This is a genomic window from Candidatus Neomarinimicrobiota bacterium (assembly GCA_021157965.1).
Taxonomy (GTDB): Bacteria; Fidelibacterota; Fidelibacteria; order Fidelibacterales; family Fidelibacteraceae; genus Fidelibacter.
Genome location: JAGGVO010000001.1, coordinates 1 through 14,845 on the forward strand (window position 1 = coordinate 1; position 14,845 = coordinate 14,845).

Annotated in this window: 16 protein-coding genes; 13 read left to right on the plus strand and 3 right to left on the minus strand. The window is 51.4% G+C overall.

Going from position 1 to position 14,845, the window contains the following annotated elements; genetic code table 11:
- Nucleotides 1-167 precede the first annotated feature (167 nt).
- Together J7K63_00005 and J7K63_00010 are read left to right on the plus strand one after the other, a co-directional pair.
- The gene (locus tag J7K63_00005) at nt 168-812 is read left to right on the plus strand and encodes a hypothetical protein (GenBank protein ID MCD6233410.1); all 645 of its coding nucleotides are present in this window, start codon (nt 168-170) and stop codon (nt 810-812) included.
- 20 nt (nt 813-832) lie between these two features.
- Nucleotides 833-1,699: a nucleotidyl transferase AbiEii/AbiGii toxin family protein gene (locus J7K63_00010; protein MCD6233411.1), complete on the plus strand. Its 867-nt coding sequence runs from the start codon at nt 833-835 to the stop codon at nt 1,697-1,699.
- 112 nt (nt 1,700-1,811) lie between these two features.
- Here the strand turns inward: J7K63_00010 and J7K63_00015 are convergent, their stop codons facing one another.
- From J7K63_00015 to J7K63_00025, 3 genes are all read right to left on the minus strand, one after another.
- Nucleotides 1,812-2,633: an IS3 family transposase gene (locus tag J7K63_00015; protein MCD6233412.1), complete on the minus strand. Its 822-nt coding sequence runs from the start codon at nt 2,631-2,633 to the stop codon at nt 1,812-1,814.
- Nucleotides 2,634-2,698: 65 nt separating this feature from the next.
- The gene (locus tag J7K63_00020) at nt 2,699-2,998 is read right to left on the minus strand and encodes a transposase (protein ID MCD6233413.1); all 300 of its coding nucleotides are present in this window, start codon (nt 2,996-2,998) and stop codon (nt 2,699-2,701) included.
- 76 nt (nt 2,999-3,074) lie between these two features.
- Nucleotides 3,075-3,434: a four helix bundle protein gene (locus J7K63_00025; protein MCD6233414.1), complete on the minus strand. Its 360-nt coding sequence runs from the start codon at nt 3,432-3,434 to the stop codon at nt 3,075-3,077.
- Nucleotides 3,435-3,660: 226 nt separating this feature from the next.
- On the opposite strand from J7K63_00025, the gene J7K63_00030 reads away from it, so the two are divergent.
- The 11 genes from J7K63_00030 to J7K63_00080 all read left to right on the plus strand — a co-directional run.
- Entirely contained in the window at nt 3,661-4,665 is a 1,005-nt protein-coding gene (locus tag J7K63_00030; protein MCD6233415.1) for a bifunctional oligoribonuclease/PAP phosphatase NrnA, read from the plus strand.
- A complete protein-coding gene (gene ispH, locus J7K63_00035; GenBank protein ID MCD6233416.1) occupies nt 4,662-5,507 on the plus strand; it encodes a 4-hydroxy-3-methylbut-2-enyl diphosphate reductase in 846 nt (281 codons plus the stop codon). Before J7K63_00030 ends, ispH begins: the two co-directional genes overlap by 4 nt.
- An 18-nt stretch (nt 5,508-5,525) precedes the next feature.
- Entirely contained in the window at nt 5,526-6,407 is an 882-nt protein-coding gene (gene pdxS, locus J7K63_00040) for a pyridoxal 5'-phosphate synthase lyase subunit PdxS (GenBank protein MCD6233417.1), read from the plus strand.
- Nucleotides 6,408-6,410: 3 nt separating this feature from the next.
- Nucleotides 6,411-6,986 (plus strand): pyridoxal 5'-phosphate synthase glutaminase subunit PdxT, encoded by a 576-nt coding sequence (gene pdxT / locus J7K63_00045; GenBank protein MCD6233418.1) that lies wholly within the window; start codon nt 6,411-6,413, stop codon nt 6,984-6,986.
- Between the two features lies 1 nt (nt 6,987).
- Nucleotides 6,988-8,844 (plus strand): 1-deoxy-D-xylulose-5-phosphate synthase, encoded by a 1,857-nt coding sequence (locus tag J7K63_00050; GenBank protein ID MCD6233419.1) that lies wholly within the window; start codon nt 6,988-6,990, stop codon nt 8,842-8,844.
- 7 nt (nt 8,845-8,851) lie between these two features.
- Entirely contained in the window at nt 8,852-9,721 is an 870-nt protein-coding gene (locus J7K63_00055; protein MCD6233420.1) for a PHP domain-containing protein, read from the plus strand.
- Nucleotides 9,722-9,724: 3 nt separating this feature from the next.
- Nucleotides 9,725-10,348 (plus strand): MBL fold metallo-hydrolase, encoded by a 624-nt coding sequence (locus J7K63_00060; GenBank protein ID MCD6233421.1) that lies wholly within the window; start codon nt 9,725-9,727, stop codon nt 10,346-10,348.
- 41 nt (nt 10,349-10,389) lie between these two features.
- The gene (tilS, locus tag J7K63_00065; GenBank protein ID MCD6233422.1) at nt 10,390-11,790 is read left to right on the plus strand and encodes a tRNA lysidine(34) synthetase TilS; all 1,401 of its coding nucleotides are present in this window, start codon (nt 10,390-10,392) and stop codon (nt 11,788-11,790) included.
- Nucleotides 11,759-12,346 (plus strand): hypoxanthine phosphoribosyltransferase, encoded by a 588-nt coding sequence (gene hpt / locus J7K63_00070; protein ID MCD6233423.1) that lies wholly within the window; start codon nt 11,759-11,761, stop codon nt 12,344-12,346. Before tilS ends, hpt begins: the two co-directional genes overlap by 32 nt.
- A 2-nt stretch (nt 12,347-12,348) precedes the next feature.
- The gene (gene ftsH / locus J7K63_00075) at nt 12,349-14,448 is read left to right on the plus strand and encodes an ATP-dependent zinc metalloprotease FtsH (protein ID MCD6233424.1); all 2,100 of its coding nucleotides are present in this window, start codon (nt 12,349-12,351) and stop codon (nt 14,446-14,448) included.
- Nucleotides 14,435-14,845 (plus strand): hypothetical protein (locus J7K63_00080; protein ID MCD6233425.1); only part of this gene is annotated, 411 nt, incomplete at its 3' end. The genes ftsH and J7K63_00080, both read left to right, overlap by 14 nt.

Genomic DNA, 14,845 nt, shown 5'->3' on the forward strand with positions numbered 1-14,845 from the left:
GAAGCTGGAAGTTGGAAGTTGGCGTCGCTGCGCTCCTGACGTTTCAATCAAATCAATCTATCCAATCAACCCAATCAATCGACACTTGATTTTTGACTTTCGACTATCCCGAATAATCACTATAATTACATGCAAAGTCCAGAAATAATGGACATAGGATGAAAAATATGAGAGCTATTAAGCAACTGCGTAACCAAATTTCTGAAGACATATTTGATTATACGCAGGTGATGCATGTGTTATCCGAATATAAAAAACCCCGGGATGCCGTAACACGACTTCTGAAAAACAGGGATATTATCCGCATCCGGAAAGGGTTGTATGTTTTTGGTAAGATGTGGCAGAGACATAGCATTCCGAAAGAGACACTGGCGAACTTGATCTACGGCCCCTCAGCCGTGAGTCTGGAGTATGCCCTCTCTTACTATAATCTGATTCCGGAAGGGGTAAGAAGTGTGACCTCCGTGACGACCGGCAGGTCACGATCCTTTTCCACCCCCCTTGGACACTTTAGCTATGAACACCTTTCTCCCGAAAGGTTCGCCCACGGATTGACCCGGATTCAAGACCGCCACATATCAACCATCATGACTACTCCCCTGAAGGCTCTGGCAGATAAAGTGTGGACCGATAAACGGTTTCAACCCATTTCACCGGCCTCCTGTGAAACCTATCTCTTCGATGATCTCAGACTCGATACGTCAATCCTGAAAGATTTTTATGATGAAAAAATATTCCGGGAGATCGAAAGATGCTACCACGCACGAAAAATTACATGGCTGGGGATTTTCTTAAAACGATTTATGTCCTAAATCCATAAAGGATGTGTCCAATGCGTGAATTACTAAAAAATTTTCTGTCAACCGATAAATCGGATTCTCCCGGTGAACTCCTGTGGAGACTGCGGGAATTGATGCAATCGTTGATCCTTCTTGGACTCTGGAGAGCCCGTTTTTTTGAACATGCAGCCTTCTACGGAGGGACCGCCCTGCGGATTCTCTATGGTCTGGACAGATTTTCTGAAGATTTGGATTTCTCAACACTCTCACCTCAAATGGATTGGGACTGGACTCCCTATGGCCGTGCCGTTGAAAAAGAATTAAATGCCTTTGGCTTCTCCATGCGGTTTGAATCCCATGAAAAAAGTATGAATGAACAAATTGCATCCGCTTTTTTAAAAGGAAATACCCGTCAACAACTTCTGATTGTTGAACCTGAAGAAACTCTGCTCCGTCATATCCATGGACGATCACTCATCAAGATTAAACTGGAACTTGATAAAGATCCGCCTCCCGGATTTTCAACCGACATGAAATATCACTATTTGCCTGTTCCCTTTGCTATTCGGTCCTACTCTTTGCCCTGTCTGTTCGCCGGTAAAATGCATGCCATGCTTTTTCGGGAATGGAAAAACAGGGTTAAAGGCCGGGATTGGTACGATTTTATCTGGTTTGTAAGCCAAAATATTCCCCTTGATCTACAATACCTGGAATCACGGATGAGACAAACCGGCCACCTCCATGAAAATGAACCCCTCACCCGGGAAAAATTTTTATACCTCCTGAGACAAAAAATCAAAACCCTGAATCTGAATGCCACCCGTAAAGACGTGATCCCTTTTATTAAAAACCCCGAACAAATTGATATCTGGTCTAAAGACTTTTTCCTTTCTGCCGTGGAAAAAATTGGGATTAAATGATGAATTTATACGTGACGCGTGACAAGGGGGAGTGACGAGTAACGCGTGACGAGTAACAAGGGGGGTGGGAGAAAGTGGACTTCCTACAAAAAAGTGGACAGATAGATACGCTTCAAGCAACATGGTTTGATTTTTTCTTTTCATAGTATTTTGTTAGATACTGTAAAGGCGTTTTATAGCCCACGGTTGAATGTTTTCTGAGAGTGTTATAAAAGGTCTCGATATAATCAAAGATGGCAGAACGGGCTTCTTTTCGGGTTTTAAAAGAGCATTGATAGACTAATTCTGCTTTCAGTGTTTTAAAGAAGCTTTCAGCCACGGCATTGTCATAACAGTTTCCTTTGCCGCTCATACTTTGAATACACTTATATTTTTTTAACAGTTTTCTAAAGTTTTTAGCGGCATACTGGATTCCCCGGTCTGAATGAAAGATCAATCCCCGGGGTATCCCATATCGTGCATAGGCGTGACTCAGCGCTGCTTCTGTGGTCTGCGACGCCTTTAAACGATCACTCATGGACCATCCCACCACAGCCCGATGATACAGATCAATGATAACGGTCAGATACAGCCAGCCTTCCCGTGTCCTGATGTGAGTGATATCAGAAACCAATACTTTGTGAGGCTTTTCAACATGGAAGTTCTGTTCCAGAAGATTGGGAGAGATCGGATAGCTGTGTTTTGAATTGGTGGTGACTTTGAACTTTTTATGCCGTTTCGCACGTATACCGGCAATCTTCATTAAGCGGGCTACCCGGACTTTACTGCACAAAATACCGGCATCACGAAGTTCTTCAGCCATACGAGGACTTCCATAGTTCCTTTTCTTTGGATTCGCATGAATCGCTTTGATTTTCGCTGTGATCATGGCATTTTCACGGGCTCTGTTGCTTTCTGGTGATTTCAGCCATTGATAATATCTGCTCCGGCTCACATTTAATACCTGGCACATTTTCTTAACTCGATGTTCGGAGCGATGCCGATGGATAAACCAGCATTTCATCGTGTTTGTTTCGAGAAAATGGCCAAGGCTTTTTTTAAGATGTCGCGCTCCTCTTCGGCATCCCGTAAACGCTTCTCCAGGGCACGACGTGATGCCTCCTCCGGATCTCCAAGATTTCCCTGGCCTGGAAAGGAGTGTTCCCCGGCCGATAATTGTTCCCGTTTCCAACGATGAAGAAGCTCTGGTCTGATGCCTAAATCTTTTGCGATTTCCTTTACCAACTTTTCACTGTTCTTCATTAATTCCACCGCTTCCCGTTTGAATTCCGGCGGATACGTCCTTCGTTCTTTTAACATTGGTCTTCCTTTCTTTTTCTTCTCTGCAATTTAAAGCTTAACTGCGTGTTCACAAAATTATAGAAAGACCAAAGGGCTATTTTTGGCGGGAGAGATAGCGGATAAGACCGATAGTCATGTTCTTGATTTCGAGGATTTCTTTTTGAAATGTGTATAATGAATCATTGGTTATGTATTCAAGATTGTTCGAGATCGTCAGTTGTGTTTCCAATTCCGATAAACTGCCCAGGGCGACATATAAAAATTGGATGTTCTCTCTTTTCGTATGTCGTGCCGAGCCTTCTGCGATATTGGAAGGAATAGAAACAGCAGATCGTCGCATTTGATTCATCATGCCATATTTTTCATCATCCGGAAAACTCTTTGTTATCCTGTATATCTCTGTAACTAATACAATGCTTCGTTTCCAGACATCCAAATCTTTATGCGATTTCAAAACAACCTCTCATGTTATACACTTAACTAAAATATACTAAAAAACATCACACTAAACAATAATTATCCCACAAAACCCACTTGTTACTCGTCACTCGTCACGCGTCACTCCACTCGTCACTCGTCACGCGTCACGCGTCACTCCCACCCGTCACGCGTCACTTTTTTACCTTCCTCCAAAAGAAAAAAAATTTTAAATTAAACACTTGTATTCAAAGAAAGGATGCATGAATAAAGTAAGTCAATGGCGTGAATTTGTTCAACGGCTTGGGTATGTCCAATCGGTGGTGCTCACAACCCACCTGAATCCCGACGGCGATGCCATCGGTTCCGAACTGGCCATGGCCAATCACCTGCGGCAGTTGGGGAAAAAGGTGTCAATCCTCAATCCCTCGCCGATGCCCGATTCCATCCGTTTCCTGGATGAATCCAATGAAATCAAAACCTTTGTGAAAAGGGTCCACGAAGGGGAAATTCAGGCTGCGGATCTGTTGATTTTTCTCGATATCGGCGATTTCGACCGGGCCGGCTATGTGGGACAGGCAGCCCGGAGTGTATCCAAAAATGTGATTTCCATCGATCACCATCCCCAGGCCTCCCACGATAAGTACCTTTTGTATATCGAAGATACCAAGGCTTCATCTACCGGCTATATGATTTATGAGTACCTGAAAGCCTTTTATCCCTCTCACCTGAATGCCCCCATGGCCACCGCCCTCTATGCTGCCGTTATGACCGATACAGGCAATTTCCGCTTTTCCAATACCCGGGCCGAAGATCACCACATGGCCGGAGACCTGATTCCCTACGGTATCGATCCTTATAAGATGTATTGCCGTATTTATGAACATTTCTCCCTGGCCCGTATGCAACTCCTGGGACACGTTCTTCAGAATCTCCGTTTTGAGTCGGAGGGACGGCTGGTTTGGTTTGTGATTACCCGGGAGATGATGGAAAAGTACGGCACCAAATATGACGATCTGGAGGGTTTCAGCGATTTTATGCGCTCCATTGCCGGGGTGGAAGTGAGTATGATGTTCAAGGAGATGGAGGACGGAACCTGCCGGGTGAACCTCCGTTCAAAAAGCAGGGTGATGATTCATAAGGTGGCTCAGCATTTCGGCGGCGGCGGACATCCCTTTGCCGCCGGGGCAAACCTGAAAAAGGGACTGGATGAAGCCATCCCTGTCATTCTGAAAGAAGTCAAACGGGTTATCGAGGCAACTCCATGAGTAAATCACGGATTACAATCGATCTTGCCAAAGGCTGTGGATTCTGCGCCGGAGTCCGCAGGGCAGTCCAAATGGCCGAAGAAGCCGCAAAAAAACACGGCCGGGTCACCATGCTGGGCGATATTGTCCACAATGAGACTGTAATCAAAGAACTGGCCGGGAAAGGCGTGAATGTGGTCAGCTCCCCCGATGAAATTCCCGAAGAGGTTCCCATCCTCCTCCGGGCCCATGGCACCACACCTGCGGTGGAAGATGAACTCTACGGCCGGGGACTCACGGTCCTCGATGCCACCTGTCCCCTGGTCCGGGAGATCCATAAGGTGATTCGGGAACTGGAAAAGGAGGGACGCCGTTGCCTGATTGTAGGCGATCAGGGTCATGATGAGGTGGTGGGTATTGCCGGACAGGTTCATGAAGCGGTGGTGATTGCCACACCTGAAGAGGCCCGGAAACTTCCCACCATGAAAAAGGCCGGAGTGGTCTCCCAGAGCACCCAGACCCAGGCGAATCTTCAGGCTGTCGTGGCCGAACTCCTCCCGAAGGTCCTGGATCTGCGGGTCGTAAATACCATCTGTGCTCCCAGCCGCCTGAATCAGCGGGAAGCCGAACGGGTGGCCCGGGAGAATGAGCTGGTGATTGTGATCGGGAGCGACACTTCCGCCAATACAAAGCGCCTGGTAGAGGTGGCCCGGCGTTTGAACTCCAATGTTATCCGCATTGCCTCTGCGGATGAGCTTGATATTGAGGCTTTGAAATCCGTACAATCAATAGGGATTACCGCCGGGGCCAGTACCCCCGATGCAGTAATCCGGGATGTGATTCATACAATTCAAACGATATGAGTGGAAAGAAGGACTGACATGGAAAAGAGTTCCTATGAAGTGAAAGTGGGCTTGGCGGAGATGCTGAAAGGTGGCGTCATTATGGACGTGACCAATGTGGACCAGGCGAAAATTGCAGAAGATGCCGGCGCGGCGGCCGTAATGGCTCTGGAACGGATACCCGCCGATATCCGGACCTATGGCGGCATTGCCCGGATGAGCAATCCCGAGATGATCCTCAGGATCAAAGAGGCGGTCTCGATTCCCGTCATGGCAAAATGCCGGATTGGTCACTTTGCCGAAGCCCAGATTCTGGAAGAACTGGGGATTGATTTTATTGATGAATCGGAGGTACTGACTCCCGCCGATGAAGAAAACCATATTTGGAAACACGATTTTAAAGCGCCCTTTGTCTGTGGTTGCCGGGATCTTGGAGAAGCCCTCCGGCGAATCGGCGAAGGAGCCGCCATGATGCGGACAAAAGGCGAAGCCGGTACCGGCGATATCGTGGAAGCGGTCCGCCACATGCGGGAAGTAAACCGGGGAATCCGGCGCCTGCAGATGATGGACAAAGAAGAATTGATGGCCGAAGCCAAGCGCCTGGGAGCCCCCTTTTCCGTGGTGGAAATTGTGGCTCAGAAAGGCCGCCTGCCTGTCCCCAATTTTGCTGCCGGCGGCGTGGCAACCCCTGCCGATGCCTCCCTCATGATGCAGCTGGGCGCCGAAGCGGTCTTCGTGGGATCCGGGATTTTTAAATCCGACGATCCTTCCGCCCGGGCAGAGGCCATTGTGAAAGCCGTGACCTATTACAACGATCCGGCGGTGCTTCTGGAAGTCTCGAAAGGACTCAAGGACGCTATGGTCGGCCAGCCGGCCAAAGATCTGTCCGATGATGAACAACTGGCCAAACGGGGGTGGTAGTTGATCAGAATCGGAGTGCTGGCCATTCAGGGCGCCTTTCGGAAACATGCGGAAGCCCTCGAATCCCTTAAGACTCAGCCGGTGATTGTCAAATATGCCGCGGACCTGAATTATCTGGACGGACTCATTATCCCCGGCGGGGAATCCACCGTGATGACCCGCCAACTGGGATTCCGCCTGTCCTGGGAGGATCTCAACGCCTTCGCCCAAAAAAAGGCGGTCTTCGGTACCTGCGCCGGGCTCATCCTCCTGGGAAAAGGCTGCTCCGATCCAAGAGTGCGGCAACTGGGACTCCTGGATGCGGCGATTGAACGGAATGCCTACGGATCCCAGATTGAATCCTTTACGGAAAATGTAACCCTTTCCTTTGATAAACATCCTTTTCATGCCGTCTTTATCCGGGCACCGAAGATTCTCAAAGTTGGAAAAGAGGCCGAAATTGTGGCCACATTCCGGGGCGAAGCGGTGATGATCCGGCAAAAACACCTTTTGGGCGCTGCCTTTCATCCCGAGCTCACAAATGATGTTCGGATTCATGACTATTTTATCCGGCACTGTGTAACCCAATCCGGGAAGTGATATGGAATATCAATATCTAAACGGGGTCAATTCCCCGGCAGACCTGAAAAAGCTCAATGTGAACGAACTCAAAATCCTGGCCGGTGAGGTCCGGGGTTTTATTATTGAGAATGTGAGAAAAACCGGCGGCCATCTGGCCCCTTCCCTCGGTGTGGTGGAACTGACCATCGCCCTCCTTTATGTGTTTGACCTGCCCGGGGATAAAATTATCTGGGATGTGGGTCACCAGGCCTATGCCTATAAGGTCCTCACCGGCCGGCGGGATAAGCTCCATACCCTCCGCCAGTATGGCGGCATCAGCGGTTTTCTGAAACGGGAGGAAAGTGAATACGACGTATACGGCGCCGGACACGCCTCTACGTCTATCTCCGCCGCCCTCGGCTTTTCCGTGGCCAATGAGCTTTTGGAACAACCGGGACGCATCCTGGCGGTGATCGGGGATGGTTCCCTTACCGGCGGACTGGCTTACGAGGGATTGAATAATCTGGGGAACATGAAAAAACAGATGATCACCATCCTCAACGACAATGCCATGTCCATCTCCCCCAACGTGGGAGCCATGTCCAAATATCTGAACAAAATTGTTACCGATCCCATCTATAACCGCATCCGGGATAAAATCTGGAATCTTACAAGTAAATTCTCCATGGGCAAATTTATGCTCCGGAGCGGACTCCAAAAGCTGGAGGAGAGCCTGAAATCCCTTCTGGTCCCCGGCATGCTCTTTGATGAACTTGGGGTGCGCTATATAGGTCCCATAGACGGCCACGACCTTCAGGCCCTGGTTGCCACTTTCCGCCGCCTGAAGGATATTAAAACTCCCCTCCTGGTTCACGTGATTACCAAAAAGGGAAAGGGACTTACGGAAGCGGAAGACGATCCCACCACCTTTCACGGCATTCAGGGAGGTAAGGTTGGACCCAAACCCAAGTCGCCCTCTTATACCCAAGTGTTTGGCCACACCGCCGTGGAGCTGGCGGAAAAGGAAAAACGGGTGGTGGCAATTACCGCCGCCATGCGGGAAGGAACAGGACTTGTTGAATTTTATAAGAAATTCCCGGACCGTTTTTTTGATGTAGGTATTGCCGAAGCACATGCCGTCACCTTTGCCGCCGGACTGGCAGCCAACGGTCTACGACCTATTGTGGCCATTTATTCAACCTTTCTGCAGCGGGCGCTGGATCAGGTGATGCACGATGTATCCCTCCAGAAACTCCCGGTGATTTTCTGCCTGGACCGGGCGGGACTCGTGGGCGCCGACGGTCCCACACACCACGGGGTTTTTGATCTCTCCTACATTTCCATGCTGCCCGGTGTGTTTGTCGCCGCTCCCAAAGACGGTAATGAACTCCGGAACCTGATGCACTCCGCTTTGACCGTGACGGACCGGCCCTATGTGATTCGCTATCCCCGGGATGAGGCGGTCCGCTTTGATCCGGACATTGAACCCGAACTCATCGAACCCGGCACCTGGGAAATTCTTCAGAAAGGGAAAAAACTGGCCCTTATTGCCACCGGCTCCATGGTCTACGAGTCCGAACTGGCCCTCCGGATGCTGGCCGGTGTGATTCCCGACGTAACTTTTGTGAATGCCCGCTTTGTCAAACCCATGGATACAGCCATGCTCAAAGAGCTGGCCGAATCCCATAAGATTCTCCTCACGGTAGAGGAAAATGTCTCTGCCGGCGGGTTGGGACAGCAGATTCGGGCATTCTGCAACCACAGCGGAAAAACCCGGGTGGTGAATATGTCCCTCCCCGATGCCTATATTCCCCACGGCAAGCGGACCGAATTGCTGAAACATGCAGGGCTCTCCGCCACGGATATTGCCGATACTCTGAAAGAACTCATCAAATAAGGACAGTATGATTCGTTTTAAAACATCCTCTACGGCTTTTTATGCCGATCTTCACCTTCATTCCACGGCGTCGGACGGGCAGTTTTCACCGGTTGCCGTAGCACAAAAACTCATCCGCAAGGGCGTGATGGCCGCCTCCCTCACCGATCACGATACGGTAAACGGTTTTGCCCCCTTCCAAAAAAAATTCCGGGGGATTGCTGTCCCCGGCATGGAACTTTCCGTCCTTCACGAGGGGACCGATTTTCACCTCCTGGGATACGGCTTCGATCCCGGGAATCCCCGCCTCAACGAAAGGCTGGGCTACTACCGGAAAATCCGCCACGAACGCATGGGCAAAATGGTGGCAAAATTGCAGCATCTTGGACTCCCCATCCGCCGGGAAGAGGTGGAAAAGGAACTCGGCGCCGCTACAGCCGCCGGACGTCCCCACATCGCCCGGGTCCTGGTGGCGCGGGGCTGGGTGAAGTCCGTCAGCGAGGCTTTCAATACCTACCTGGATTACGATAAACCGGCCTACGTGCCCAAGGCCAGGATGAGTTTTGATGAAGGTCTGGAGCTGATTCACGCCGCCAAAGGTATCGCCGTCCTGGCTCACCCCGGCAAAAGCAGTCCCGACGGCCCCACACCTCTTCTCAATCATCCCGACTTAGACGGTATCGAGGTCTGGCATCCCGACCACAACGGGGAGATGTCTGAACAGCTTCTGGAAATTGCCGCAGCCAACGGACAGATTCCCACCGGCGGATCCGATTTTCACGGTACCCGTCCCGGTGTTCAGTCCTCCCTCGGGGAATTCGGCCTGGATATCCGTCGCTGGATGGATTTTAAAGAAACTTTAAAAAAACGCGAGACCTTCATCGCGCCATATTTGTAAGCCATGATACAAATTGATTCTCTCACCCTGGGCATTTTTCAGTCCAACACCTATTTTCTCACCGAAGCGGGGGAGACCCTCATCATCGATCCCGGAGACCGTGGACAAAAAATTTTGGATTTTATCCGGGAGAAAGGGCTGAATCCCGTGGGTGTTGTGTGTACTCACGCCCACCCGGATCACATCATTTCCGCACCTCTTATGATGAAAGAGTTTTCCATTCCCTGTTTTCTTCATGAAAAGGAACGGGAGGTGCTGAAATACCTGAAAACCATGTGTGAACAATTTTACATGCCCTACCACGGCGAACCGAAGCCTGTTACCTGGCTGGACGGAAAAAAACTTTTAAAGGCTGGACATTTTACCCTTGAATACCGCCATACCCCCGGACACACTCCCGGCGGAATCGTGATTCTCACCCCCGAAGGCGTATTCACCGGCGATACCATTTTTTACCGCTCCGTGGGACGAACCGACTTCCCCGGCGGAAATCACGAGGCCCTGATGGAGTCCATCCGAACCCAGATTTTCACCCTCCCCGGCGAGACCATTCTCCGGCCGGGACACGGGCCTGAAACCACTGTAAACCATGAAAAACAACACAATCCCTTTACCGCCGGACTCTGAAAAAAAGCGGTTTTCACCCCCGGGGTTTCTTATCTTTGATTATGACAGAATGGTCAGTCCTGGCACATAAAGTGCACCGGCACATCACGGAAGAAAATCTCCTCACCCGGGGAGAGAGGCTCCTTGTAGCCCTTTCGGGCGGACGGGACAGCGTGGCTCTTTTGTATCTTCTTCACGAACTGGCCCCGGCCTGGGACTGGCGCCTGGTAGCAGGCCATGTAAATCACGGTCTCCGTCCCGGCGCCGATTCCCGGGAATCCGCCCTTTGCCGGCAAATCGCTCACAATCTTGAGATTCCCCTCCGGGAAGGCAAACTGACTATTCCCCGCTCCGGCAACCTGGAACAAACCGCCCGGCAGATGCGTTACGACCTGCTCGAATCCTGGGCAGAGGAGGAGGGATGCTCCGCTATCCTCACCGGCCACCACATGGATGATCAGGCCGAAACCATCCTCTACCGCCTGCTGAAAGGTTCGGGTTTTCACGGTCTCAGGGGGATTCACCCCGCCCGGGGAGCTATCCGCCGGCCTCTTTTGAGCGTTTCCCGCCAGGAGATTGATTCCTACTGCCTTACCCGCGGACTCCTTTACGCCGAAGATGAATCCAACCGGGATGTATCCTTTACCCGTAACCGCATCCGATATACCATCCTCCCCTATCTGAAAAAAACCGGCTTCCCCGACGTCTCAAACCACCTGGTGAAACTGGCCGGGTCTGCTGAACTGGCTTATCGCGTGTTGAAATCCTACCTCCGTGAGGATCTGGACCGCCTTTTTTCTCCCCATCCGGGGGGATGGTGCCTCAATCTGGCACATTGGCGAAAGCTCGGGGCGGACCGCCAACGGGTTTTACTCAAAGAGTTTTTTTCCCGGGAGGATGAGACCGCCCACGTGAGTCGCCAAACCTTAGATCAACTGGCCGATTTTTTGCAGAATGCCGAAAAAGGACGGGTCTTTCAGTTGGATGATCAACGCCGGGTTGTCATGGAATCAAGTCGCGCCCTTCTGACCACCGGTGTGGATGAGGGAAAACCCACGGAATGGAAGCCGGAAACAGCTGTGGACTGGACCTCCTGGATCACGCTGGACTGGAAAAGCTCGCCTGTCCCCGAAATCTGGGAAACAAATCCCTTCGAAGCTTATTTTGCAGATGATTTAATTCATATAAAAGTGTATATTCAAAGATGGAAAGCGGGAGACCGCCTGGATCCCATGGGGAAAGGGAAGCATCTCGTGAGCGATTTGCTCAAGGATGCCCGTATCCCGGCCCTCATCCGGCCCCACTATCCCGTGGTGACGGACGGCGAAAAAATTCTCTGGATCCCGGGTGTCCGCCGGAGCGTGCACTATCCGGTGCCTTCCGGGGCAGCATCCTGCGTAAAACTTACCTGCACCCTGCAAAAGGAGACCTATGACCTCATCGAAAAAAAAGCTGATCATTGATCACGAAGGACCTTTTCAAGGGCAAATACTGGAAAGCCTTTTCAGCGAAGCCGAGATCCAGTCCCGCGTGAAAGAGCTGGCGGACCAGATATCCCATGATTTTAAAAACGCAAAACAACCGCCGATTCTCATTGGCGTGCTGAACGGCAGTCTCTTTTTTATGGCCGATCTCATGCGGGCTATGTCTATCGAGGTGGAAATGGATTTTATCAAGATTTCTTCGTATCACCATACCTCTTCCACGGGGACGGTCCGCCTGGTGAAGGATATCAGCGCCCAGATTACGGACCGGGATGTGTTGATTGTGGAGGATATCGTGGATACGGGACTCTCCATCAATTTTCTCCGGAACCGCATGCTCTCCAACGCACCCCACTCTCTCCGCGTGGTAACTTTTCTTTATAAAAAAGAAGTGAGCCAGTTGAAAAAGGAACCGGAATATATTGGATTCGTAATACCCAATCGCTTTGTGGTGGGGTACGGACTGGATCTGGACCAGAAATACCGGACCCTCCGGAATATTTATGCCTTTACATCCGACAACAAACAGGAATGACTATGAAAGAAACACCCGATAAAACTCAAAAAAAGAAACAATCAACCCCGAAAAGACCCGCCGGTCCACGTAAACCTGTCCCCCCGGGAAAACGGCCGCCCCAGGGTGCTCGTCCGCCCCGTGGTGGCAGTAGTCCGGGTCAGAAACCCGGCGGCGAAACGGGCTTCGACTGGAAAAAAGCCCCCAAAACACCTCTCATCTGGATTTTTATCATCGTGGCGGTGATTTTCCTGGCCAATATGTTTGCCAGCAATACCATCGGTGAACGTGAAATCACCTATACCCAGTTCAATGAATACCTGGAATCGGGGCAGGTCCTGGAAGGAGAAATCATCGGTAATAAATTCCACGGTGTGCTGAAATCCCCCCAGACCGTCACGGTGAACGGCACCCGGTTTGAATTCACCCGTTTTACCCTCATCATCCCCTTTGTGGACAGTCCCATGCTGGAAAAATGGGATACATACAGGCTGAACTACACCTTTAAAGAACAAAACACCAACTGGACCGAGGTCCTCATCGGTATTATCCCCTGGATTCTCATCATTGGCCTGTGGATTTTCTGGATGCGCCGCCTTCAGGGGAACGGAAACGGACAAAAGGGCATTTTCAGCTTCGGAAAGAGTCCGGCCAAGATGTTCAACCCCGAAAAAACCCAGGTCACCTTCAACGATGTGGCAGGCTGTGAGGAAGCCAAGTACGAACTTCAGGAGATCATCGAATTTTTAAGAGATCCCGACCGTTTTCAGCGCCTGGGCGGAAAAATTCCACGGGGCGCTCTTCTCCTGGGCCCTCCCGGCACCGGTAAAACCCTCCTGGCCAAAGCCGCCGCCGGCGAAGCAAAAGTTCCTTTTTACTCCATCTCCGGCGCCGATTTTGTGGAGATGTTTGTAGGTGTCGGCGCCAGCCGGGTCCGCGGGCTCTTTGAACAGGCCCAGAAAACCTCTCCCTGCATTGTTTTTATTGATGAAATTGATGCCGTGGGACGTCAGCGCGGGGCCGGCCTCGGCGGCGGGCACGATGAACGGGAACAAACCCTCAATCAGCTTCTGGTCCAGATGGATGGCTTCGATTCCGATTCCAGTGTCATCGTACTGGCGGCTACCAACCGCCCCGATATTCTGGATAAAGCCCTTCTCCGTCCCGGCCGTTTCGACCGCCAGATTGTGGTGGATATCCCCGATGTGAACGGACGGGAGGGAATCCTCAAGGTCCATACCAAACGGATTCCCCTGGCCAAAGATGTAAACCTGAAAATCCTGGCCAAAAGCACCCCCGGCATGGTGGGAGCCGATCTGGCCAACATGGTGAATGAAGCCGCCCTCCTGGCAGCACGGAAGGATAAGAACTCCGTGGAAATGCGGGATTTTGAGGATGCTAAGGATAAGGTCCTTATGGGTGCCGAACGACGCTCCATGATTATCAGCGACAAGGATAAAAAAATTACGGCTTACCATGAAACGGGACACGCCCTGGTGGCTCTCTTTCTACCGGAAGCCGATCCCGTTCACAAAGTCTCCATCATCCCCCGGGGACGGGCACTGGGCGTGACCCACATCATGCCCGTGGACGACAGGCACAACTACTCCCGGAATTATGTCCTTTCCCAGTTGCAGGTCCTGTTGGGCGGTCGCTCCGCCGAGGAGATTGTCTTTGAGGATATCACCACCGGCGCCGGAAACGATTTGGAACGAGCTACCGGACTCGCCCGCAAAATGGTTTGTGAATGGGGCATGAGCTCCAAACTGGGTCCCCTCACCTTCGGCAAACAGAACGAAGAAATCTTCCTGGGCCGTGAATTCGGCCGCACCGCCGACTACAGCGAAAAAACCGCCCGGGAAATTGACACCGAAATCTCAGAAATCGTCACTTTCGCCCACGAAAGCGCCAAAAAAATTCTCACTGATCACCTGGACCTTCTTCACAAAGTCGCCGACGCCCTCCTGGCCCGTGAAATGCTCGATAACCAGGAACTCATGGACATCATCCGCGAATCTGGCATCGACACGGACACCTTAGTGAAGGGATTTAGTCCAAATTCTCCCGCAGAGAACACAGAAGCACCGGAAGACATAAAGGTACAAGGAGATGAGGGGAATTAAGTCGGCAGTCGGCAGTCGGCAGCCAACCCCGGACTTCAGTCCGGGGGGAACAAAGCCAACCCCGGACTTCAGTCCGGGGAAACAAAGAAAGCCAACCCCGAACTTCAGTCCGGGGAAACAAAGCCAACCCCGGACTTCAGTCCGGGGGAACAAAGCCAACCCCGGACTTCAGTCCGGGGGAACAAAGCCAACCCCGAACTTCAGTCCGGGGAAACAAAGCCAACCCCGGACTTCAGTCCGGGGAAACAAAGCCAACCCCGAACTTCAGTCCGGAGGGAACAAAACCAACCCCGGACTTCAGTCCGGAGGGAACAAAGCCAACCCCGAACTTCAGTCCGGAGGGAACAAAGCCAACCCCGAACTTCAGTCCGGAGGGAACAAAGAAAAGTGCGTGAAC

Excerpts from the sequence above, each read along its gene's own strand:
- J7K63_00005 (MCD6233410.1), top strand. The coding sequence starts at position 168 with ATGAGAGCTATTAAGCAACTGCGTAACCAAATTTCTGAAGACATATTT.
- J7K63_00010 (MCD6233411.1), top strand. The coding sequence starts at position 833 with ATGCGTGAATTACTAAAAAATTTTCTGTCAACCGATAAATCGGATTCT.
- J7K63_00020 (MCD6233413.1), bottom strand. The coding sequence starts at position 2,998 with ATGTTAAAAGAACGAAGGACGTATCCGCCGGAATTCAAACGGGAAGCG.
- J7K63_00030 (MCD6233415.1), top strand. The coding sequence starts at position 3,661 with ATGAATAAAGTAAGTCAATGGCGTGAATTTGTTCAACGGCTTGGGTAT.
- ispH (MCD6233416.1), top strand. The coding sequence starts at position 4,662 with ATGAGTAAATCACGGATTACAATCGATCTTGCCAAAGGCTGTGGATTC.
- pdxS (MCD6233417.1), top strand. The coding sequence starts at position 5,526 with ATGGAAAAGAGTTCCTATGAAGTGAAAGTGGGCTTGGCGGAGATGCTG.
- J7K63_00050 (MCD6233419.1), top strand. The coding sequence starts at position 6,988 with ATGGAATATCAATATCTAAACGGGGTCAATTCCCCGGCAGACCTGAAA.
- J7K63_00055 (MCD6233420.1), top strand. The coding sequence starts at position 8,852 with ATGATTCGTTTTAAAACATCCTCTACGGCTTTTTATGCCGATCTTCAC.
- J7K63_00060 (MCD6233421.1), top strand. The coding sequence starts at position 9,725 with ATGATACAAATTGATTCTCTCACCCTGGGCATTTTTCAGTCCAACACC.
- tilS (MCD6233422.1), top strand. The coding sequence starts at position 10,390 with ATGACAGAATGGTCAGTCCTGGCACATAAAGTGCACCGGCACATCACG.
- hpt (MCD6233423.1), top strand. The coding sequence starts at position 11,759 with ATGACCTCATCGAAAAAAAAGCTGATCATTGATCACGAAGGACCTTTT.
- ftsH (MCD6233424.1), top strand. The coding sequence starts at position 12,349 with ATGAAAGAAACACCCGATAAAACTCAAAAAAAGAAACAATCAACCCCG.